This is a genomic window from Kitasatospora sp. NPDC004615, assembly GCF_042873545.1.
In the GTDB taxonomy this organism is placed as follows: Bacteria; Actinomycetota; Actinomycetes; order Streptomycetales; family Streptomycetaceae; genus Kitasatospora.
In genome coordinates, this window is sequence record NZ_JBIALQ010000013.1 from 93,217 (window position 1) to 112,546 (window position 19,330).

Genomic DNA, 19,330 nt, shown 5'->3' on the forward strand with positions numbered 1-19,330 from the left:
CCCGGAAGGGGCGGGCCCCGGAACAACCGGGCGGCCCGCCCCTTTTCCGTGCGCGTCCGTGCGCGCTACTTGTCGTAGAGCATCCACCACTGGTGCAGTCGGCCGTCGGCCGGCGCGATGGTCACGGACTGGTCCTCCCCGTTGGCCTGAAGGACCATCTCCGGGTCCTCGTTGCTGGCGATGGTGCTGCGCTCCCGGTCGGTGTCGACCACCCACTTCTGGTACTCGTCGTCCGGGTCGCAGACCAGTTGGGTCACGGAGTTCCCGTCGCCTGCGTCCGCGATGCACTTCCCGTAGTGGCCGCCCTTGATGGTGTAGACGCCCAGGCCGTCGGACGTCTCGGCGACCTTGGTGAACGTCCAGTCCTGGTAGCCGAGTTCGGAGTCCCGGGTCAAGAAGGCGGCTCCGAGGTACTCGTCCAGGTTGGTGCCGTCGCTCGCGGCCTGGACGGACTTGCTGAACGACTCGCCCTCGGCCCTCGCCGGACCGCCTCCGAGGACGACGACGCCTGCGAGTGAGACCGCCGCCGCGAGGGTGGCGGCGGCCTTCCTGGTGATGTGCACTGCCTCTCCTTGTCCGAGCTGTTCGCGGACACCTGGGGCCCGGACCGGGCCCGTCCGCCCAGTCGCGAAGCTAGAGCGCGCACCACCGGTTCGCGCCCGCCGCGATCCGCGTCGCCCTGATCGGCCAGGCAATTCACCTGAGCAGCGCACACTGCCCGCCCGACACGCCGCCGCCACCTGCATTACTTGTGGTTCGATCAGGTGTGCGATTTGATGCGGTGCCATGACACTCGCTTGGAAACTGGTCGTTGACAGCGCCGACGCCTCCGCCATCGCCGAGTTCTGGGCCGCCGCCCTCGAGTACGAGGTCGAGGACCCCACCGCGCTGATCGACTCCCTGCTCGCCGCCGGCCGCCTCCCCGCCGCCGCCGTGCTCGAACTCCCGGACGGCCGCAAGCAGTTCCGCGGCTTCTCCGCCGTCCGCCACCCCGACGACCCGCACGACCCCGTCAGCGGCATCGGCAAGGGCCGGCGCATCCTCTTCCAGGACGTCCCCGAAGCCAAGTCCACCAAGAACCGCCTCCACCTCGACATCCACTCCGACGGCCGACTCGAACCCACGGTCGAGCGCCTGGAGTCCCTCGGCGCCAAGCGCGTCAAGGAACACGACCAGGGCCCGGTCGGCCACTGGTGGATCATGCTCGACCCCGAGGGCAACGAGTTCTGCGTCGCCTGACGTCCCGCCACCCCGCTCCTGGTGCGGCCCGCCGGCACGGACGGGCATCCTCGCGCTGTGCGAAGATGCCCGCCATGACGACGACTTGAAGAGCGCCCGGCCGCCGCCCGTACTGGCTGAAGGTCCACCCCTGGGAGCCCCGCCGCGACGGGGACCGCTACCTGTGCGGTGACTGCGACGCCCCCGTCCGCTCGTACCTGTACCGGCTCCACCCGCCCGAGTCGTCCGGCTACGAGCGCTGCGTCCGGCTCGGCTGGTGTGCCGGTTGCCGGGTGTACTCCACCGCGCTGGTCTTCGTCCCGCGCGGGCGCGTGCTGACCGATGCGCTCGCCGGCCTTCCCGCCGAGGAGCGCGAACGGCTGCTCCGCAAGGAACACCTGCTGGTGGCCCACCTGGCCAGGCTGGATCGGGCACAGACGCCCTGACGGCCCGTCACAGTCCCGGCTGCCCGTCCGCGAGGTGGTCGCCGAGCGGGGTGCGGTGGTAGAGGACGCGGCGGCCGAGGCGGGTGCGGTCGACCAGGGCGGTGTCGCGCAGGACGGCGAGGTGGCCGCCGACGGTGCCGACGGACTGGCCCATCAGGGTGGCGAGTTCGCTGGTGGTGGCGGGAATGTCGAGGTGGCGGAGGATCGCCGCGCGGCCGGCGCCGACCAGCCGGGCGAGGGCCTGGTCACCGGCGGCGGCGGGGCCGGGTACGCCCGTTCCGCGGGCGGGGTAGACCAGGGCGTGCGGGCGGCCGGGTGCATGGCACAGCCAGGAGCTGCTGCGGGAGCTGACCGGGACGAACAGCATCCCGTCCGGCCCGACCACCTGGTCCGGGCCGGGCCGGTCGCTGAACCGGATGGCGTCGGCGCCGACCCACGCGGTGCGTCGGCTCATCAGGTGCAGGGCGCGCGGCCAGCCGTGCGCGGCGAGCAGTCCGGCCCGGTGGGTGACGTCGCGCTGCAGGACGGCCCGGCGGGCCGGCCACTCGGCGGCGAGGTGGGTGTCCCAGACCGCGCGGAACAACTCGGCGACCCGCGCGCCGTGTTGGCGTCCGGTGAGCCAGTCCAGGTGCCGGTCGCTCTCCCAGCTGTGCGCCAGCGACAGCCGCAGGCTCTCCCGCACCGCCTCGTCCGGCACCCGCGCCGCCTCGGCGAGTTCGGACTCCAGGGTGGTCTCCATCCCGCCGCCGGGCGGCACCACCAGATGCTCGGGAAGCCACTTCGTGGCCGAGATCAGCCCGACCAGCCCCCGCGCGTACGGGTCCGCCCGCAGCCGGGCGTGGAACTCGACGCGATGCCGGGCGTGCCACTCCGGATGCCACGAATCCGCTGCGGGGCGGGCGAGTTGGACGATCGCGGCGAGCGTCTCGGCGAACGGCGACAGCGCGAACCGGGAACGTGACAGCGCCAGCGAGTCCAGTCGCAGCATCACCATGGCGAACGTCCGCCCCTTCCTCAGCTTTCGTCGGTCGCCGAAACGATAGAGGCCCGGCGGTGCGGCCTCGCACACTCTGCGGGTGCTTCCACCACTCCTTCACCACCCCGGTTTCCGCTGGTTCTTCGCGGGCCGCGCGATCTCCCTGCTCGGCAGCGCGATGGCGCCGGTGGCACTGGCGTTCGCGGTGCTCGACGGCTCCGGCCGAGCCACCGATCTGGGCATCGTCCTCGCGCTGCGGACGCTCCCCCTGCTGGCGTTCCTGCTGCTGGGCGGCGCGATCGCCGACCGCCTCCCGCGCCGCACCGTCCTACTCGCCACCCACCTCGGGGCCGGCCTCACCCAGGGCCTGGTCGCGGCACTGCTGCTGACCGGCCACTACGCGCTCGGCCCGATCGCCACCCTCGAGTTCCTCAACGGCCTGCTCACCGCGTTCACCTCGCCCGCGCTGGTCGGCGTGCTGCCCGAACTCGTCCCACGTGAGCAACTGCGGCCCGCGAACGCCCTATTGGGCATCGCCGCCAACGGCAGCAAGGTACTCGGCCCGGCACTGGCCGGACTCCTCGTGGCGGGCGTGGGCGCCGGCTGGGCGGTGGCGGGCGACGCCCTCAGCTACCTGCCCGCCGCGCTCTGCCTCGCCCGCCTCCCGGCCGGCCGGATCCGCGCCCAACGGGCATCCCTGCTACCGGAGTTGCGCGAAGGCTGGACGGCCTTCCGGCGCACCCGCTGGATCTGGTGGACGACCTGGTCCTACTGCGCGACCAACCTGCTGCTCACCGGCCCGTGGCAGATCCTCGGCCCACAGCTCTCCGGCCCCGCCCTCTGGGGCACCCTGCTCGCCGCCCGTGGCACCGGCCTCCTGCTGGCGGGCGCCGCCCTCTACCGGCTCGCCCTCCCCCGCCTGCTCGCCGCCGGCCAACTCGCCGGCCTGACCCTCCCGTTGCCCCTCCTCGCCCTCGGCCTGCACGCCCCCACCCCCTGGTTCCTCGCCGCCGCCCTCACCGCCGGCCTCGGCAGCGCCCTCGCCACCACCGCCTGGGACACCTCACTCCAGGAACACCTCCCACCCGACCTCCTGTCCCGCGTCTCCTCCCACGCCGACGTCTTCTCCTACCTCGCCATCCCCCTCGGCCAGCTCGCCTGCGGCCCCCTCGCCACCCACTACAGCCCCCACCTGCTAGCCACCACAGCCGCCCTCACCCAGGCCACCCTGACCCTCCTCCCCCTCCTCTCCCCCCACGTCCGCACCCTCCCCCACCTCAAACCGGCCTGACCACAACCCCGAACCCCCGCGCAGCCGCCACCTGCACCGCCACCACGAACTCCGTCCCACAGTCCGGACAGGCCGAGCTCCCGAACAACCGCAGCACCGCCCGCGCCACCTCCACCCAGCCGTCCGCGACCGCCCGCGCATACAACTGGGCGGCCGGGACGCCGAGTCGGTCCGGCCCGGCCGGCCGCAGCGGCACCCGCTCGGGCTCTCCGGGCAGCGAGTACTCGGCGTCGGCGCAGTACGGGAGATCCGTCCCGAGCTCCACCTCCAGCAGCAGGCCGCACCAGGGACAGCAGGCCTCGTACTCACCGGTGTGCAGGCCGTCCAGGCATCGGTCCCAGACCTCCACGCCCTCGAAGGAGAGCAGGCAGGAGAGCAGCAGCACGTACTGCTCCTGGTCGGCGGCCCGGCTCAGCGCTCCGGTGGCGAGCCGGTGCAACTCGCCCAGCGGGGTGGCGAATTCGTCCAGCGGGCCGCCGACCGTCCCGGGCCCGGGCGCGCAGGAGGCGATCGCCCCGGCCGCCGACAGTACCGGCACCGCATGCGTCGTCCCGTCGTGGGCGGCCGCGATCTGCGCCAGGCGGGGCAGCGCCGCCCAGCTCGCCGGGTACGCGGTGTCCAGCTGCGGGCACAGGTGGTCCATCAACTCCGGCCAGCGGGCGGCCGGGTCGGCGGCGAAGCGTTCGAGTAGCGCCGGTAGGTGGTCCGCCGGTCCGCAGGCGTCGGTGAGCAGTGACCAGTCCATCAGTGCGGCCGTGCGCGACAGCTACTTGTCGCGGCGGGAGGACCTGCGGCGCACCGCGAAGGCGATCAGCGTGCCGAGCACCACGACCGCGGCGAGGCCGCCGAGGACGATCGTGGTGATGCTCTCGGTGTCCTTCTCGGACGCGACGGGCGTGCCCGAGGCGGTGACGGACACCGACGGCGCGGCAGAGGACGGCGCGGTGGCGGACGGCGCAGTGGCGGACGGCGCGGCGGAGTCGCTGGCAGCGGCCGAAGGCGTCGCGGCAGCCGGAAGCGGGGTGGCTCCGGCGGCGGCCGGGCGGAGGGCGAGGACGGGGGCCGGGTGTTCCGGCTTGCTGTCGCCCTGCGGGAGTTCGATCCACCGGTCGGTGTGACCGTCGGAGTAGTCGACCAGGGTCTTGAACACCACCGAAGTGGCGGCGGGGAGTTGACGCACCTTCACGGAGAACTCCGCGGCCGCGCCGGGCGCGAGGGCCGGCCCGGCGACCGTCCAGCCGTCGGCGGTGGGGGTGAATGCCCAGCCGTCGGGGGTCTTGACGGAGGTGATGTCGGCGGGGGCGAGCCCGGCGGGCAGCGTGACCTTGAGGTCGGTGATGCCCGCCGTGGAGGACTCGCCCTCGGCGGAGAAGGTGACGGTGGCATCGACGCTGAGCGCCTGCGCGGTCGAGGTGTTGACCTCGACGTGGGCGGCGGCGCCGCCGGCCGCCCCGAGGAGCATCCCTGCGGTGAGGAGGGCGGTCAGGGCGTGGCGCGGAGCTCGCGGTCGCTGCATGGGCGTGACTCTACCGGTCGCGGGCCGTCAGACGGCCGCGAACGGCGGCATGGACCTCGGCTTCCTCGGCGGGGTCGGCGGCGAGTCGGCGCAGACGTTCGAGGACGCGGGCGTCACCGGTGGTGGTGACGTGGGTGGCGGCGAGCTCCCGGGTGGATTCCTCGCAGTCCCACAGGCATTCGACGGCCGGGCCCTCCCCGAAGTACGGGTCGGTGACGGCGAGTGCCTGGGCGGCCCGGCCGCGCAGTTCGGAGGAGGCCGCTTCGCCGTAGACGTGCCGCAGGGCCGGCACGGCGGCGGCGGCGCGCAGTCGGCCGATGCCGTCGACGAGGCTGCCGAGGGCGGTGCCGGTGACACCGTTCAGCGAGATCCATTGGTGGAGTGCGGCGACCACCAGCGGTGCGTCGCACGCTTCGCCGGCGTCGGCGAGGAGGCGGACGGCGGCCTGGCCGAGGGCGCTGTCGGCACTGCCGGTCGCCGGGTCGGCCCAGCGGCGGGCGTGCTTGAGCGCCTCGGGACCTCGCATCCGCCCGAGCAGTTCCAGCGAGGTGGCGACGATCCGGTGGTCCAGGTCGGCGGCGGCGGTCTCGATGTATTCGGCGGCGGCCGGGTCGCGTTGTTCGACCAGGTGCCGGAGGGCGGCGCAGCGGGCGCCGGCGGGGCCACCGGCGGCGGCCTCGTGCAGCAGTGCCGCGTCCTCGGGTCGGACGACGGCGGTGAGGCAGCGGGCGGCCGCGGCGGCGCGCCGGGCGAGGGCGCCGGGTTCGCGGCCTTCGCCCTGGTCGGCCCAGGCGAGGACGTCGGCGGTGGACCAACCGGGCGTGACGCCGGGGCGGTTGAGTTGCCGCTGCCACAGGTCGAAGGGGGACTGCTCGCTCGCGGTGGCGATCCGCGGGTGGTGGACGGCCCACAGCCGCCAGACCCGTGGCTCGTACGCGGCGCGGATGGCTTCGCGCAGTTCGGCGTCGCCCTCCGGACCGGCCGGGAAGCGGCGCAGGACGGCGGGAGCCAGGGCGAGCAGCGCCTCGTCGGTGTCGCGCAGGGCGAGTTCGTCGAGGGCCCAGGCCCAGTTGGTCCCGGTGGTGGTGTAGGCGCGCAGCAGGTCGAGGGCGTCGCGGCGGCCGTAGCCGGCGAGGTGGCCGAGTACGGCCAGGGCGAGGCCGGTGCGGGCCTCGTCGGTGTCGGTGGCGTCCTCGGGGGAGGTGAGGTGGAGTTCGAGGCCGGTGAGGGGGGCCTCCAACTCCATGTAGAGCCGCGCGTAGTACAAGGAGCGGTTCTCGACCTGCCAGTCGGCGCGGGGGTCGTTGGTCACGCAGCTCTCGACGGCGGTGATCGCCTCGTCGCGGTCTGCGGCCAACGCATGCAGCTGCCCGTCCCCGCGGCCTCTCTGGAGGAGGCCGAGGAGGCTGGCGCTGGGCGCTATCACTGGCTCGAACATGAGGTCAGCATCCGTTGCGGCGGTCGTCAAGGCAACGGGATTTCCGTCGCCGGGGTCGGTTGGCACAGCTCAGGCGCCCGGGCGCCGGAATCACCGAAGGTTACCGCCTGGGGGGACGATCCGCACACAGGGCAACGGATTTCCGCAGGTACGGCCAGTCCGAGCCGGTTCCGTCCGTACCGGATCGACCGGTTCCGGACGTGGGGTCCGCGCGCCGGGCGCGTGCCACGCACTTGTCACGCGCCCGTCACGCACCGGCGGCTCAGATCGGCCGGGGGTCCCGGGGCGCGGGCAGTGCGTCGCGGATCCGTTCGCGCAGTTCGGCGACGGCCGGCAGGCCCTGATGGCGTTCGGCGAGCCGGTCCATCTCGCGGAGGCGGTCCCAGGTGCGCTTGGAGGAGGTCTGGTCGATCCCGTCGAGGACGCTGTTCGCCTGCGTCACGGCCGCCTCGGGTTCGCCGGCGATCCAGTGCGCGGAGGCCAGCGTGATCCGGTCGAGCAGCGCGGAGCGTTCCCGGCCGGTCTTCTGCCGCAGCCGGACGGCCTCTTGCGCGTGGTGGACGGCCAACGGGACGGCGCCTGCGTCGTGTTCGGCGAGGGTGCGGTGAACGAGCGCCTGCATGCCGTGCATTTCGGCCTCGTCGAACAGCTGCATCCAGCCGGGGGCGGGCCGGTCGGCCTCCTGGACGAAGAGGTGTTCGGCCTCGCCGAGGGTCCGGCGGGTGGCGTCGGAGCGGCCGAGCGAGGCGTGCGCCCAGGCTTCGACGGTGCACAGCATGGCGCGGGTGCGGGGCAGTGCGCCGTCGGCGGGGCGGGTGCCGGCCCGGGCGAGCTGCATGAGTTCGAGTGCCTCGTCGGCGCGTCCGAGGTGGAGCATCTGGCGGGCGGCGCGGGAGACGGCCTCGGCGGCCCGGGGGCGGTCTTCGGCCTCCCGGGCGGCCTGGGCGGCGATCACGAAGTAGCGCTGGGCGGTGGGTTCGAGTCCGACGTCGTGGGACATCCAGCCGGCCAGTACGGCGAGGTTGGCGGCGACCGTCCAGAGCCGGCGTTCCAGGGCGGCGGGGTGGCCGTGGGTGAGCAGGCCGCCGACTTCGTTGAGCTGGCCGACCACGGCCTTGCGCTGGAGTCCGCCGCCGCGGGAGGCGTCCCAGGCGCGGAACACCTCGACCGAGCGTTCGAGGGCGGTGACTTCCTCCTCGCCGACCGGGCCGGCTTCGTAGACGTCGGCCACGGGGCCGGGGCTCCGGGTGCGGGGGCCGCTGGCGGCTTCGGCGGCCGCGCCGCCGGTGAGCCAGTCGTGCAGGTTGTCGGCGATGACCGCGCCCGCCGCGAGGGCTGCGGAGGCGCCGACCAGTCCGCGTCTGTTCAGCATGAGGTCCATTCCCGTGAACTCGGTGAGGACCGCGGCCGTCCGATCCGGTGCCCCGGGTTCCGTCGGCGGTGGTGCCGTGCTGCCGGACCTGGCGGATCGGTGCCGTTCGAGACCTAAGTCCTCAGTGGTGACGACACGGCCGAGCCGCTCGGTGAACACTGCCGCCAGCACCCTCGGCACCGGGTCGCGCGGGATTTCGCCCTGCTCGATCCAGCGCCGGACCCGGGAGGTGTCGGTGGACAGCTGCTGCTCGCCCAGTGCGGCACCCCGCCGGTTGACCAACCGTGCCAGTTCGCCCTTCGACCAGCCGGTCAGTGCGAAGTGGTCGGCCAGTCTGCTGTTCGGCCCCCTGCTCAAATGAGCCCCCAGGTTCATCGGCTGGCTCACGACCCTAGTGGCTCTGTCACATGCCAAGCGACCATTCGCCAGGGTTCGCCAGGGTCCGCTATGTGGCGTGCCAGTGCCGATCGGGTGTCAGGTAGGTATGCGCCACCCCGACTTCGCGTCGGAACGGCCCCCGACCGGCCCGGATGTCGACCCGACGGCCGGTCAGGAGCCGGTCCCAGCCGCGTGGTTCAGGGGGTGGCGCAACCGGGTGGCGCGGGGGCACCGGGCATGGCACGGACGGTCGGATCGGACGCATTTCCCCAGGGTGCGGACGGTTCGCCGGGTCCGGCTCCGTGCCCGGCGCCCGCTCCCCACCCGGCGGCCCGACCGCAGTCGTGTCCGGGCCCCGTGAAGCTTTGCCGCCGGTCAAGGAAGGACCCTCACCCGCCCATGTACTCCACAGCCAGCACCGGTACTCGACCGACCGCCCCGATCGGGGTGGACGGCGCGGCCGCGCGCCCGCCACGCTCCGGTCTGCGCCCCCCGACCGCCGGTGCGGGCCGTCCCGTGCCGCGCACCGTGGAGCTGCGCGACCCGCGCGGGCGCACCACCCTGGTGACCCGTCCGATGCCGGAGCAGACGGGCCGGCTCGGCCGTCCGATGCCCGGGCGGGGCGTCGAGGCGTTCGTGGACCGGGTGGATCCGGCCGCGCTGCAGACCCCGGCGGTGCGTGCGGTGCTCGCCAACGTCGCGCGGATATGTCCCGCGTTCCTGCCCCGGCAGGTGCTGCGGGAGGGCAGCCGGCACATCCTGGTCGCGGGCACCATCGGCCGGGCCCCGGTGGTGGCCAAGTGCCTGGCGCCGGGGGCGCTGCGCGGCCCGCAGGCGGCACAGCTGATGGACCGGTTCCACCACGAGGTGGCGGTGTACCGGGCGTTCGTGCGACACCGCCCGCCGGTCCGGCTGCCGCGCCTGGTGGCGGCCGACCACGACCGCTGCGTACTGGTGCTGGAGCGGGTCCCGGGCCGTCCGGCGGCCCGCGAGCGGCACCCGGCGAACGCGCCGACGCCGGGCGAGGTGCGCGCGGTGCTCGGCGCGGTACGCACGCTGAACCTGTGGCGGCCGCCGACGGACGTGTTCGACCAGCCGCTGGACTACCAGACGGAGATCGCCCGCTTCCACTCGCTCGGCCTGCTGACCGACCGCGACGCGGGCGACCTGCGCGGCCTGCTGCACGGGCTGTCCTCCGTCCCGCGCCAGCTCTGCCACGGCGACGCGCTGCTGGGCAACGTGCTGCTGGCCCCGTCCGGCCCGGTCCTGCTCGACTGGGAACAGGCCGGCTGGTACCTGCCGGGCTACGACCTGGCGGTGCTGTGGAGCGTCCTGTCGGGCGACACCGCGGCCCGCCGCCAGATCAGCCAACTCGCCCAGTCCGGCGGCACGCTGGCCCGGGACGCGTTCCTGGTCAACCTGACGCTGGTACTGATGCGGGAGCTCCGGATGCACGACCTCCCGGGCGCGGGCGAGGAGCAGCGGATCATGATCCGCCGGCTCTACGACGACGCGTCCCTGGCCCGCCGCGCGGTCCGCGCGGCGGTCGGTACCCGCTAAGCCGTCCCCAACAGGGCTTCGCCGAGGGCGTCGAGGACGGCGTCCTCGGCGGGCAGTTGGGTGCGCAGGCCGAGGGTGTCGCGCAGGTGGCGCTCCAGCGGGTGGCGGCGGTCGAGGCCGGCGCTGCCGGTGAGGGCGAGTGCCTGCTGGGCGGTGTCGGCGGCGGTGCGGGCCGCCAGCAGCTGGACGGCGGGGGCGCGCCCGGCGGCGGCCGGGTCGGCGTCGATGCGGGTGGCGAGGCCGTACACGAGTTCCTCGGCGCCGGTGAGCCGGGCGTCGAGTTCGCCGATCGGGCGGCGGTGGGCGGCGCTGCCGCGCAGGTGTCCGGCGGACCAGTCGAGGGCGGCCCGGGCGGTGCCCAGCAGGACCGCGGCGAGGGCCAGTTGACGCCGGGCGGCGGCCGGCGGGTGGCCGGCCGGGGCGGGGGTGCGGGGCAGCAGGACGGCGTCGGTGCCGACCCGGGCGCCGTCCAGCAGGACGTCGTGGCCGGCGGCGGCGCGCAGGCCGAGCTGGTCGGCGGCGGGGTCTATCTCGAGTCCGGGGCTGTCGGCGCGGATCAGGAACAGGCCGGTGCGGGGCCGCTGTTCCTCGGTGCGGGCTTCGACGGCGAGCCAGGCGAGCGCTTCGGCGCCGGGACACTGCGCGGCGCGGCCGCTGAGTCGCCAGGCGTCGCCGTGCCAGTGGGCGGTGACGGCGGGCGGCCGGCCGGGGGCGGCGCGCAGGGTGCCGACCAGGGCGGGGCCGCGGCGGGATTCGGTGAGCAGCCGCCGGTAGAGCGCGGCGGGCCAGGGCGCGCCCGCGGCCTGTTCGGCGTGGTGCAGCAGGGTGTGCGCGGTGAGCAGCGCGACGGACGCGTCGCCTCGGCCGAGCCGGGCCAACACCCGTACGGTGTCGGCGAGTCCGGCGCCGGGTCCGCCGTAGCGGTGGCCGACGGTCAGGGTGAGCAGCCCGGCTTCGTGGACGGCTTCGATGCCCTGGTACGGGAAGGTGCCGTCGCGGTCGTGTTCGGCGGCGCGGGCGGCGAGCAGGTCGACCACCCGGGGCAGCCGGCCGAGGGCCCGTTCGAGGGCGGTCTCGTCCCGGCTGTTCGCAGAATCGGTTCCGCGTGCGGCGTCGGTCGGGCTTCCGGCGGCGACGGCGGGGGTGTGCGCGGGGGTGCGGGGCATGGCGGCGGTCCTCCGGGCGGGCGTGGTCGGTCGGGCGGTCCTGGACTCGGGAAGGGTCAGGACGCCGGACAGGCCGCGCCGGCGGTGCGCCGGAGGTCCACGTGCAGGCGGCGGGTGAGCAGCAGTGGCCGGGGCATCGCGCGCCTAGTCCTGCTGGAACATCTCCGCCGGAAGCGGCTTCAGGAGCTGGTAGAGGTCGTCCGAAATCGGCCGGTCCCAGGAGGCGATGGTGACCTGGACGTCGTCGCTGCGCCCGAACTGGGAGCAGTACAGGCGCCCTTCGCTGACCTTGACCTTCCGGACGATCAGCAGGTCGTCGCCGAGCATGACCGGGAAGTCCTCGGCGGAGACGAAGTCCACCGGCTCGTCGTTCTCCAGGGCGGCGAGCAGCTGCCGGACCTCGAAGGGCACGCCGTCCTCGCTCTCGCGGGCGGGTGACCCCTGCGGGACGTTGCCGATCAGCATCGCGGGGCCGCGGCCACCGAGCAGGTCGTAGCGCAGGAAAATGCCTTGGCAGGATCCGTCCGGACCGGCCATGATCATGGCCCCGAACAGGCCGGGCCAGTCGCCCGGGTCCATCGCCAGGACGTCGAAGTCCGGGCCGGCGGGCTGTCCGGAGCGACGGCGGAGAAATGACATGGGCCCATCGTACGTGCCCGGTGGGCGGGGGCAGGTGAGTGGGTCCGCGATCAGGCCGGGATCTACGCTCAGGGACCAATGTTGACTCTGAGCAACCGTCCGGGCTACGTTCGGTTCAGCACGACGGCCGCCCCGGGCGAGATCCACAGGGTGCGGCTTGTCGCAGCGTGCCTTGCGCGCATTCCCTCACTGCGCACGCGGTCGTGTGAACGTCAGTCGTGTGAACTCACAAGCACCATTTGCTGATTCAATCGGTCTTCCAACTCTTCGCCGCTGCGGGGAGCCTGCGCGACGCGGCAAGCGTCGGAGCGGCGGACGGACCGGGGGAAGCGGCACACAAAAGCCATAGGAAACACCGAGCCAGGTCCGCGGGGGCCCTCCCGCCGTCGCGTTCGCGGACCTTGCCCGGATCACCGCCGCGTGGGGGCGTGCGGAATCCGGGTTTTGGCCCTGCCGGGGAGTAGCTCTTCCCGGTCGGGCTCGCTCCCGTCGCGACGGCTGCCGCACTCTGTGCGGTTCTGGGTGGGAGGGCCCGTCATCGGCGCCGGTGACGGGCAGCACAAGCGGGCGCCGTGCCAGACCGCGTGGGGGCGGTCGGCACGGCGTCTGCCTGCTCTTACTCTCTGGCAGGCTTGTCGGACAGTCAACAAGTTTCGGCCCATCAGAACTCTTTTGTAACATCGGAGTATGCCCGCTCGTCACCTTCGCGAGCGGTTTCGACGGGTGCGGATCAGGGCAGTCCGGGCGTACCGGTCACCTCCGAAACGGCCGAAATCTGCCCGCGTGCGGCCGAATTCGACACCGGGGGGGCCGAATTCGGCCCGGTGGGCGCCGAGTTCGGCCACCGCGCGGGGTGCCGGCGCCCTCGTCGGCCGCCGTCAGCCCTGGGTCTGCCGGTTGGGGTCGAATTCGCCGTCCCGCGCGCCGAGGACGAAGGCCCGCCATTCGGCGGGGGTGAAGATCAGCGCCGGGCCGTCCGGCTCCGCGCCGTTGCGCATCGCGATGTAGCCGTCGACGAAGGCGATCTGCACACCGTTCGGGTCGTCGTTCGCGGACTGCCACTCGGCTCCGCTCACATCCAGCTCGATCTTGCGCCGGTCCGCCGCCCGTGCCGCCATGGTGGTGCTCCCTCCGCTGCCGTACCGGCCCTTGCCGATCTGTGCCGACAGCCGACCCGTGTCGGTCTCTGTCGGTGTTCGAGCGGCCAGCCTAGCCATCGCGGGCGGCGGGTTCGGCGGATCGCTCCGGGTCTGCCCCGCGGGTGGTCGAGATGGTCCGATCCGGCCGTGTCCGGCCGACACCTGTGCTAAAGGCAGGCCACGGGGGCCCGTTCGAGGTAGGGATGAGTGGCGATCAGTCAGCCACACACCGGGGAGCAGCCGATGGACCAGCGGGACGGCAGCCGCGCCGACGTCATCCCGATCACCACCGCGCCGTCCGCCCCGGCGGCGGGCACCGCGACCGGCACGCTGCCCGCCCCGACGCCCACGGTGCCGCGGCCGTCGCGGCCGGCCGGGCACGGGCGGGTCGGCGTGGTGCTGGTCTCGCACAGCCACGAGGTGGCGGACGCGGTGCGGGCGCTGGCCCTGGCGGTGGCGGAGTCGGGCGATCCGGCGCCGGTGGTGGCGACCGGCGGCTCGATCGCGGACGGTCTGGGCACCAGCGCGGTGCTGGTGGCGACGGCGGCCCGGCGGGTCGACCAGGGCCACGGCGTGGTGGTGCTGTGCGACCTGGAGAGCGCGGTCGACACGGTGCTGGCGCTGCTGAGCGAGGCCGACGAGCACCTCCTGCCGTTCCCGGTGCGGTTCGCGGACGCGCCGTTCGTGGAGGGCGCGGTGGCGGCGGTGGCGACCGCGACGGCCGGCGGCGATCTGGCGGCGGTGCTGAACGCGGCGGAGGAGGCCGGGCGGCGCCCGAAGCGCTGAAACCCGCCGTGCGGCTGCCCGTTCTCGGCCGGTCGTCGTACGGGATTGTGGCCGATGGGACGGTTTGGGTACGAGTGACCGGGTTTTCGGCCCGGTGGGCCCGGACGCGCGGCTAGAGTCGGCGCATCGGCCCGGTGGGGGGATCCCCGGGGCCCGGCGGAGGGGTGGTGTGCGGCGATGCGAGTGGTGATCACCGGCGGGGCCGGGTTCATCGGGGCCAATCTGGCCCGGGAGTTGACGGCCCGTCCGGAGGTGTCGGAGGTCCGGGTGGTGGACGACCTGTCCACCGGCAGCAAGGCCAACCTGGCGGGGGTGGACGTCACGCTGTTCGAGGGCACCATCCTCGATCCGGCGCTGCTGGACGCGGCGTTCACGGGGGCGGACGCGGTGGTGCACCTGGCGGCGCTGCCCTCGGTGCCGCGCTCGGTGGCGGCGCCGCTGGCCAGCCACCACGCCAATGCCACCGGCACGCTGGAGGTGCTGGAGGCGGCCCGCCGGGCCGGCGGGCTGTACGTGGCGGCGGCGTCCTCGTCCTCGGTGTACGGCGCCAACCGCGAGTTGCCCAAGCGCGAGTCGATGCGCACCGCGCCGATGAGCCCCTACGCGGTCTCCAAGCTCGCCACCGAGGCGTATCTCGGGGCCTACCACCACTGCTACGGCCTGGGCGTGCTCCCGCTGCGTTTCTTCAACGTCTTCGGCCCGCTCCAGCCCGCCGGCCACGCGTACGCCGCCGTCGTCCCGGCCTTCCTCGACGCGGCGCTGCGCGGCCGGCCGGTGACGGTCCACGGGGACGGTATGCAGAGCCGCGACTTCACCTATGTCGGCACGGTCGCGCAGGTGCTCGCCGAGGCGGTGCTACGCCGGGTGGTCAGCGCCGATCCGGTCAACCTGGCGTTCGGCACCCGCACCACCCTGCTGGAGCTGATTGCCCTGCTCGGTGAGGCGCTGGGCGAGCCGGTCGCCGCCGAGCACGTCGATCCCCGGCCGGGGGACGTCCGGGATTCCCAGGCCGACAACTCCCGCCTGCGTGAGCTGTTCCCCGACATACGGCCCGTCCCGCTGTCGGAGGGCCTGCACCGCACCGCGGCCTGGTTCCGGACGCCCTGAGCCGCCGCCCGGCGCGAACTGCCGCCCCGGGGTGCGCCGTTGCGCGCTCCGGGGGCACGGCGGTCAGCCGGTCAGGATTCGCCCAGTTCGAAGTACGCCGTGCTGTTTCCGGCCAGCGCCAGCTCGATCCGTTTGCGTGCGGACGCGTCCAGCTCGGGCAGCGCGTCCGGGTGGAACCAGCCGACCTCGAGCGATTCGTCGTCGTTCACCCGCGCCTCCCCCGCCAACGGGCGGCAGCGGAAGGTCAGTTCCAGGTACTGGGCGTGGTCCCCGTTCGGATACTGGATCACCGGCGAGACGGTCACCGAGGTCAGCGCCTCCGGCAGCACCGTCACGCCCGTCTCCTCCAGGCACTCCCGCACCGCCGCGTCCGCGGGCTGCTCCCCCGGATCGACGATCCCCCCGACCAGCGACCACTCCCCGTTGTCCGCCCGCCGCCCGAGCAGCACCCGCCCGTCCTCGTCCACCGGCACCACACCGACCCCGGACAGCCACAGCGGCCGGTGGCCCACCAGTTCGCGCAGCTCGGCCAGAAACACAGGAATTCCCATGCCCAGGAGCCTAACCGGCGCCGATCAGGGCATCGGCCGGGCCGGGGCGCCGATCACGGTGGTGCGCGCCGGCACGTCGCGGGTGACGACGGCCCCCGCGCCGACGAACGCGGCGGGGCCGACGGCGTGGCCCTGGAGGACGACGGCGCCCGAGCCGACGGTGGCGTCGTCGTGCAGCAGGACGGCGCCGGAGACGTTCGCGCCCGGGTAGACGGTGACGCGGGCACCGAGGCGGGCGTCGTGGCCGACGGTGGCGTTGTAGTGGACCTGGCTGTGCGCGCCGAGGACGACGCTGCTGGAGACGTGCGCGCCGCCCATCACCAGGCAGCCGGCGGCGAGTTCGGTCTCCGGCGCGACGATCGCCCGCGGGTGCACCAGGGTGGCCGGGCTGCCGCCCGCCGCGTCCAGCAGCAGGGCCAGCCGGGCCCGCACCGCCGGATCGGCGATCCCGATCAAGTACGGTGCCCCGGAGGGGAGTTCACCGGGCTTGCGAACGGGCAGCCCGCGCACCCGCTCACCCGCCAGCCGGTCGTCCAGGAACCCGGCGACGGGCACACCCGCCGCGATCGCGACGTCCAGCGCCTCCCGGCCGACCCCACCCGCACCCGCGATCCACAGCATCCCGCCCCGCTTCCACTCGCACCGACTGCCCCGGACCATACGGCAGACCGGACGGCCGCGGGGTGAGCCGCTGCCGCCCGGCCGCACACGCCGAATCGTTTTTGTCAGCCGCGCAGCTCCTCCCGGGCCAGCCGGGGCGCGGCCGCGGTGGCCTGTCGCGGCAGCACCACCCGCGGCGCGGCCGGGGCAGGCGCCTCGGCGGGGATCGGGAAGCCCGGGTTGACGCCGCCGGCCGCGGTGATGCCGGTGGGACGCAGCAGCATCCTGGCGGTGCCGACCAGGATGCGCAGGTCGAGCAGCAGGGTGCGGTGTTCGATGTACCAGAGGTCGAGTTCGATCCGTTCGGGCCAGCTGATCGAGTTGCGGCCGCGGATCTGCGCCCAGCCGGTGAGGCCGGGGCGCAGCGCGAGACGGCCGCGTTGCCGGGGTGAGTAGTGGACGACCTGTTCGGGCAGGGTGGGGCGGGGGCCGATGACGCCCATGTCGCCGCGGACGACGTTCCACAGTTGTGGGAGTTCGTCGAGGCTGGTCTTCCGCAGCAGCGCGCCGAGGCGGGTGATGCGCGGGGCATCGGGCTCGTCCGGGTGGCGCTTGTCGCGCATGGTGCGGAACTTGAGGATGCGGAACTCCTGGCCGTGGCGGCCGGAGCGGGTCTGCCGGAAGATCACCGGTCCGCCCATGGTGGCGCGGATCAGGAGGGCGATCACCAGGCCGAGCGGGACGGCGATGATCCCGGCCAGTGCGGTGACCGCGAGGTCCCCCCCTCGCTTCATTTCTCCCCCAGTGGGTTGCTGCGTGGTGGTGTGGTGGGCCCCTGCCGGGGCTGGTGGTGGGCGCGCCGGGCTGCTGGCGCGCGTGACGGTGGCGCTCGGGGCAAGGCGGTGAACGTGGTGCGGGTGGCGCCGGGTCAGTCAGTGGTCCAGGGCAGGCCGCGCCGGTGGGCGACGGCGGCGTAGGTCTCCAGGGAGATCCGGGCGACGGTGCGCTGGTCGAACTGTTCGAGGGCGCGGCGGCGGGCCGCCGTGCCCAGGCGGGTCCGCAGGTGCGGCTCGGTGAGGAGCCGGTCGAGCGCGTCGGTGAGGGCGGCGGCGTCGGCGGCGGGGGCGAGCAGCAGGTGCTGGTCGTGGGTGCCGATCTCGCGGCAGCCGCGGATGTCGCTGAGCACCATGGGCAGGCCGCTGGCGGCGGCTTCCATGCCGGAGCGGGAGAACCCTTCCCGGTAGGAGGGGAGGACGAAGACGTCGAGCGCGGCGTACACGGCGGGCATGTCGTCGCGGCTGCCGAGGAATTCGAGTCCGGCTTCGGCGGCGCGCAGCGCGTCGGGCTTGTCGGGGTCGTCCGGTCCGATCCACACGAAGCGGGCCTTGCCGGCCAGTGCCCGGGCGGCTTCGGCGTATTCGCGGATGCCCTTCTCGGCGACCCGCCGGCCGACTCCGCCGACCAGCAGTTCGTCGTCCCGTACGCCCAGCTGCTCCCTTACCGCTGCGCGCAGCACGTCCCGTTCCGGCCCGGGCGCGGGGAAGCGGTCGAGGTCGACGCCGTTGCCGACCACCCGGGCGCGCCGGGCGGGGACGCCCCAGCGGGCGAGGGTGCGGTGGTCCTCGGCGTTCTGGTACAGCTCGGCGTGCGAGAACCGGGCGGCGAACGCTTCGGCGCCGAGCACCAGCAACCGCTTGGCGAGCGGGTCGTGGGCCTGCGCCCAGAGTCCGTGGCAGGTGTTGACGACGACCGGCACCCGGGCGAGCCGCCCGAGGACGCGGCCGAGGACGCCGGTCTTCGGGTTGTGGGTGTGCAGCACGTCGGGCCGGATCTCGCGCAGCGCGGCGAGCAGTTCGCGGGCGGCGGCGAGGTCGGCGGCGGGCTGCCAGGCGCGGGTGAGCGAGGGCAACGGCCGGTAGTGGACGCCGAGTTGCTCGACCCGCTGCCGGTAGGGGCCGGGGGCGCTGAGGCCGTACGTCGCCAGGCCGTGTTCGACGTCGACAGCCAGTTCGGTGGCCAGCAGCAGGTGCAGCGACATGTCGACGGTGGTGAGGTGGGCGACCCGCAGCGGCCGCCCGCCCTCGCCCCGTAGCCACAAGGGCTCAGGCACGGACGCCCACCGCCTTCGCGGTGGCGACGATCCGGGCGTAGGCCCGTTCGGGGACCAGCCGGCCGTAGAGCTTGGCCCGGAAGAAGTCGATCGGGTCGGTGCGGCGGACCGGGACGCGGTGGAAGCGGACCGGGTCGCCCCCGGGCAGGTTGCGCCCGACCCGGCCGGTGGCGCTGGTGCGGAACCGGGCCCGCAGCGCGGCCTCCATGTGCGGGACGGGCGTGCCCCAGGTGTAGGCGAAGTGGCGCGGGCGGGTGCCGAGGTGTTCCTCGACGTCGTCGCCGCAGGCGTCGAGTTCGCTGGTGGTGAGCAGCGCGGGACGGGCGTGGCTGCGGGTGTGGTTGGCGACGGTGCACAGCCCGGACGCGGCCATCTCGCGCAGTTGCTCCCAGCTCAGCCCGGTGGCGGGGGCGCCTTTGGCGGTGGAGCCCTCCCAGCGCATCGGGCCTCCGACCATGCCGCTGGCCAGGTAGACGGTGAACGGCAGGCCGCGTTCCCGAAGGATCGGCCAGGCGGTGTCGTAGGTGTCGGCGAAGCCGTCGTCGAAGGTGAGGACGGTGCTGGGGGTGCGCAGGCCGGCGTCGAGCCGGTCGGCGGCGGTGTCCAGCGGGACCACGCGGCCGGGCGGGAGCTCGGCGAGCAGGTCGGCCTGGGCGGTGAAGTCGGCGGTGGCGAGGTCGAGCTCGTCGGTGGTGCCGCCGCCGATCCGGTGGTAGATGAGGACGGTGGCGCCCTCGCCGGGAGCGCGGCCGGCCGCGCGGGCCAGCTGCTGTTTGACCTTCGTCCTGATGCCTGTGGCGTCGCCGGCGGTGCTCGCCATGACGTCCCCCCTCGCGGTGCCCCCGCACCGACCCCTGGTGAAACTCCCCCGGCCCGCGGCTTGCGCGGGCGATGCGTTTCACAGTAGGGGGAAGTGTGGTGTCACTGCTGGGGAAACGTGAAAGAAGTGCGTAGGTAAGCCGAAAATCAGTCGATCTGACCGGCACTGTCCGTTTGGCCGACACTTTCCGGTCGCCCGGCCGGTTCGCCCCTTCCGG

The 19,330-nt window shown here is 74.1% G+C and carries 21 protein-coding genes; 6 read left to right on the forward strand and 15 right to left on the reverse strand.

The window, feature by feature from the left end; translation table 11 throughout:
- Positions 1-65 precede the first annotated feature (65 nt).
- Positions 66-563 carry an RICIN domain-containing protein gene (locus ACFYS8_RS33290; protein WP_387648444.1) on the reverse strand — a complete coding sequence of 166 codons (498 nt, stop codon included), beginning with the start codon at positions 561-563 and terminating at the stop codon, positions 66-68.
- Positions 564-786: 223 nt separating this feature from the next.
- Here ACFYS8_RS33290 and ACFYS8_RS33295 point away from each other — a divergent pair, with 223 nt between their 5' ends.
- The gene (locus ACFYS8_RS33295; protein WP_387648447.1) at positions 787-1,239 is read left to right on the forward strand and encodes a VOC family protein; all 453 of its coding nucleotides are present in this window, start codon (positions 787-789) and stop codon (positions 1,237-1,239) included.
- 272 nt (positions 1,240-1,511) lie between these two features.
- A complete protein-coding gene (locus tag ACFYS8_RS33300; RefSeq protein WP_387648450.1) occupies positions 1,512-1,664 on the forward strand; it encodes a hypothetical protein in 153 nt (50 codons plus the stop codon).
- Positions 1,665-1,671: 7 nt separating this feature from the next.
- On the opposite strand, the gene ACFYS8_RS33305 is transcribed toward ACFYS8_RS33300, so the two are convergent.
- Positions 1,672-2,658: an ArsR/SmtB family transcription factor gene (locus ACFYS8_RS33305; RefSeq protein ID WP_387648452.1), complete on the reverse strand. Its 987-nt coding sequence runs from the start codon at positions 2,656-2,658 to the stop codon at positions 1,672-1,674.
- 82 nt (positions 2,659-2,740) lie between these two features.
- Here ACFYS8_RS33305 and ACFYS8_RS33310 point away from each other — a divergent pair, with 82 nt between their 5' ends.
- Positions 2,741-3,931 carry an MFS transporter gene (locus tag ACFYS8_RS33310; RefSeq protein WP_387648454.1) on the forward strand — a complete coding sequence of 397 codons (1,191 nt, stop codon included), beginning with the start codon at positions 2,741-2,743 and terminating at the stop codon, positions 3,929-3,931.
- Here the strand turns inward: ACFYS8_RS33310 and ACFYS8_RS33315 are convergent.
- The 4 genes from ACFYS8_RS33315 to ACFYS8_RS33330 form a co-directional block, all read right to left on the reverse strand.
- Positions 3,918-4,676: a hypothetical protein gene (locus ACFYS8_RS33315; RefSeq protein ID WP_387648456.1), complete on the reverse strand. Its 759-nt coding sequence runs from the start codon at positions 4,674-4,676 to the stop codon at positions 3,918-3,920. The genes ACFYS8_RS33310 and ACFYS8_RS33315 overlap by 14 nt on opposite strands.
- 21 nt (positions 4,677-4,697) lie before the next feature.
- Positions 4,698-5,447: a DUF1775 domain-containing protein gene (locus ACFYS8_RS33320; RefSeq protein WP_387648459.1), complete on the reverse strand. Its 750-nt coding sequence runs from the start codon at positions 5,445-5,447 to the stop codon at positions 4,698-4,700.
- Positions 5,448-5,457: 10 nt separating this feature from the next.
- Positions 5,458-6,885: a HEAT repeat domain-containing protein gene (locus tag ACFYS8_RS33325; RefSeq protein ID WP_387648462.1), complete on the reverse strand. Its 1,428-nt coding sequence runs from the start codon at positions 6,883-6,885 to the stop codon at positions 5,458-5,460.
- Between the two features lie 262 nt (positions 6,886-7,147).
- Positions 7,148-8,614: a hypothetical protein gene (locus ACFYS8_RS33330; RefSeq protein ID WP_387648671.1), complete on the reverse strand. Its 1,467-nt coding sequence runs from the start codon at positions 8,612-8,614 to the stop codon at positions 7,148-7,150.
- 420 nt (positions 8,615-9,034) lie between these two features.
- On the opposite strand from ACFYS8_RS33330, the gene ACFYS8_RS33335 reads away from it, so the two are divergent.
- Positions 9,035-10,195 carry an aminoglycoside phosphotransferase family protein gene (locus ACFYS8_RS33335; RefSeq protein WP_387648465.1) on the forward strand — a complete coding sequence of 387 codons (1,161 nt, stop codon included), beginning with the start codon at positions 9,035-9,037 and terminating at the stop codon, positions 10,193-10,195.
- Here ACFYS8_RS33335 and ACFYS8_RS33340 read toward each other — a convergent pair.
- The 4 genes from ACFYS8_RS33340 to ACFYS8_RS33355 form a co-directional block, all read right to left on the reverse strand.
- Positions 10,192-11,361 carry an acyl-CoA dehydrogenase family protein gene (locus tag ACFYS8_RS33340; protein WP_387648468.1) on the reverse strand — a complete coding sequence of 390 codons (1,170 nt, stop codon included), beginning with the start codon at positions 11,359-11,361 and terminating at the stop codon, positions 10,192-10,194. The two genes, ACFYS8_RS33335 and ACFYS8_RS33340, sit on opposite strands and share 4 nt — an antisense overlap.
- 56 nt (positions 11,362-11,417) lie before the next feature.
- Entirely contained in the window at positions 11,418-11,498 is an 81-nt protein-coding gene (locus tag ACFYS8_RS33345) for a putative leader peptide (RefSeq protein ID WP_341869173.1), read from the reverse strand.
- A 7-nt stretch (positions 11,499-11,505) separates the two neighbouring features.
- Positions 11,506-12,000, reverse strand: coding sequence for a hypothetical protein (locus ACFYS8_RS33350; protein ID WP_387648470.1), 495 nt, complete (start codon positions 11,998-12,000; stop codon positions 11,506-11,508).
- A gap of 878 nt (positions 12,001-12,878) precedes the next feature.
- A complete protein-coding gene (locus tag ACFYS8_RS33355; protein WP_387648472.1) occupies positions 12,879-13,118 on the reverse strand; it encodes a DUF397 domain-containing protein in 240 nt (79 codons plus the stop codon).
- A gap of 372 nt (positions 13,119-13,490) precedes the next feature.
- Between ACFYS8_RS33355 and ACFYS8_RS33360 the strand changes: the two genes are divergently transcribed.
- Entirely contained in the window at positions 13,491-13,925 is a 435-nt protein-coding gene (locus ACFYS8_RS33360; protein ID WP_387648674.1) for a PTS-dependent dihydroxyacetone kinase phosphotransferase subunit DhaM, read from the forward strand.
- A 177-nt stretch (positions 13,926-14,102) separates the two neighbouring features.
- Positions 14,103-15,032: an NAD-dependent epimerase/dehydratase family protein gene (locus ACFYS8_RS33365; protein ID WP_387648475.1), complete on the forward strand. Its 930-nt coding sequence runs from the start codon at positions 14,103-14,105 to the stop codon at positions 15,030-15,032.
- A 71-nt stretch (positions 15,033-15,103) separates the two neighbouring features.
- On the opposite strand, the gene ACFYS8_RS33370 is transcribed toward ACFYS8_RS33365, so the two are convergent.
- The 5 genes from ACFYS8_RS33370 to ACFYS8_RS33390 all read right to left on the reverse strand — a co-directional run bounded on the left by ACFYS8_RS33370 (position 15,104) and on the right by ACFYS8_RS33390 (position 19,113).
- Positions 15,104-15,583, reverse strand: coding sequence for an NUDIX domain-containing protein (locus tag ACFYS8_RS33370; protein ID WP_387648477.1), 480 nt, complete (start codon positions 15,581-15,583; stop codon positions 15,104-15,106).
- 24 nt (positions 15,584-15,607) lie between these two features.
- Complete coding sequence (locus tag ACFYS8_RS33375; RefSeq protein WP_387648480.1) at positions 15,608-16,204, reverse strand: NeuD/PglB/VioB family sugar acetyltransferase; 597 nt, start codon at positions 16,202-16,204, stop codon at positions 15,608-15,610.
- A gap of 104 nt (positions 16,205-16,308) precedes the next feature.
- On the reverse strand, positions 16,309-16,977 hold the full coding sequence (locus ACFYS8_RS33380) for a sugar transferase (RefSeq protein ID WP_387648483.1): 669 nt from the start codon (positions 16,975-16,977) through the stop codon (positions 16,309-16,311).
- 134 nt (positions 16,978-17,111) lie between these two features.
- Positions 17,112-18,293, reverse strand: coding sequence for a glycosyltransferase (locus ACFYS8_RS33385; RefSeq protein WP_387648485.1), 1,182 nt, complete (start codon positions 18,291-18,293; stop codon positions 17,112-17,114).
- Entirely contained in the window at positions 18,286-19,113 is an 828-nt protein-coding gene (locus ACFYS8_RS33390) for a polysaccharide deacetylase family protein (protein WP_387648488.1), read from the reverse strand. The genes ACFYS8_RS33385 and ACFYS8_RS33390 overlap by 8 nt, the downstream gene beginning before the upstream one ends.
- Between the last annotated feature and the right edge of the window lie 217 nt (positions 19,114-19,330).

Bases quoted from the DNA above. Each gene is read 5' to 3' on its own strand.
- ACFYS8_RS33365 (WP_387648475.1), top strand. From the start codon at position 14,103: ATGCGAGTGGTGATCACCGGCGGGGCCGGGTTCATCGGGGCCAATCTG.
- ACFYS8_RS33340 (WP_387648468.1), bottom strand. From the start codon at position 11,361: ATGCCCCGCACCCCCGCGCACACCCCCGCCGTCGCCGCCGGAAGCCCG.
- ACFYS8_RS33315 (WP_387648456.1), bottom strand. From the start codon at position 4,676: ATGGACTGGTCACTGCTCACCGACGCCTGCGGACCGGCGGACCACCTA.
- ACFYS8_RS33370 (WP_387648477.1), bottom strand. From the start codon at position 15,583: ATGGGAATTCCTGTGTTTCTGGCCGAGCTGCGCGAACTGGTGGGCCAC.
- ACFYS8_RS33305 (WP_387648452.1), bottom strand. From the start codon at position 2,658: ATGGTGATGCTGCGACTGGACTCGCTGGCGCTGTCACGTTCCCGGTTC.
- ACFYS8_RS33325 (WP_387648462.1), bottom strand. From the start codon at position 6,885: ATGTTCGAGCCAGTGATAGCGCCCAGCGCCAGCCTCCTCGGCCTCCTC.
- ACFYS8_RS33320 (WP_387648459.1), bottom strand. From the start codon at position 5,447: ATGCAGCGACCGCGAGCTCCGCGCCACGCCCTGACCGCCCTCCTCACC.
- ACFYS8_RS33380 (WP_387648483.1), bottom strand. From the start codon at position 16,977: ATGAAGCGAGGGGGGGACCTCGCGGTCACCGCACTGGCCGGGATCATC.
- ACFYS8_RS33295 (WP_387648447.1), top strand. From the start codon at position 787: ATGACACTCGCTTGGAAACTGGTCGTTGACAGCGCCGACGCCTCCGCC.
- ACFYS8_RS33375 (WP_387648480.1), bottom strand. From the start codon at position 16,204: ATGCTGTGGATCGCGGGTGCGGGTGGGGTCGGCCGGGAGGCGCTGGAC.
- ACFYS8_RS33345 (WP_341869173.1), bottom strand. From the start codon at position 11,498: ATGCCCCGGCCACTGCTGCTCACCCGCCGCCTGCACGTGGACCTCCGG.
- ACFYS8_RS33350 (WP_387648470.1), bottom strand. From the start codon at position 12,000: ATGTCATTTCTCCGCCGTCGCTCCGGACAGCCCGCCGGCCCGGACTTC.
- ACFYS8_RS33390 (WP_387648488.1), bottom strand. From the start codon at position 19,113: ATGGCGAGCACCGCCGGCGACGCCACAGGCATCAGGACGAAGGTCAAA.
- ACFYS8_RS33355 (WP_387648472.1), bottom strand. From the start codon at position 13,118: ATGGCGGCACGGGCGGCGGACCGGCGCAAGATCGAGCTGGATGTGAGC.
- ACFYS8_RS33335 (WP_387648465.1), top strand. From the start codon at position 9,035: ATGTACTCCACAGCCAGCACCGGTACTCGACCGACCGCCCCGATCGGG.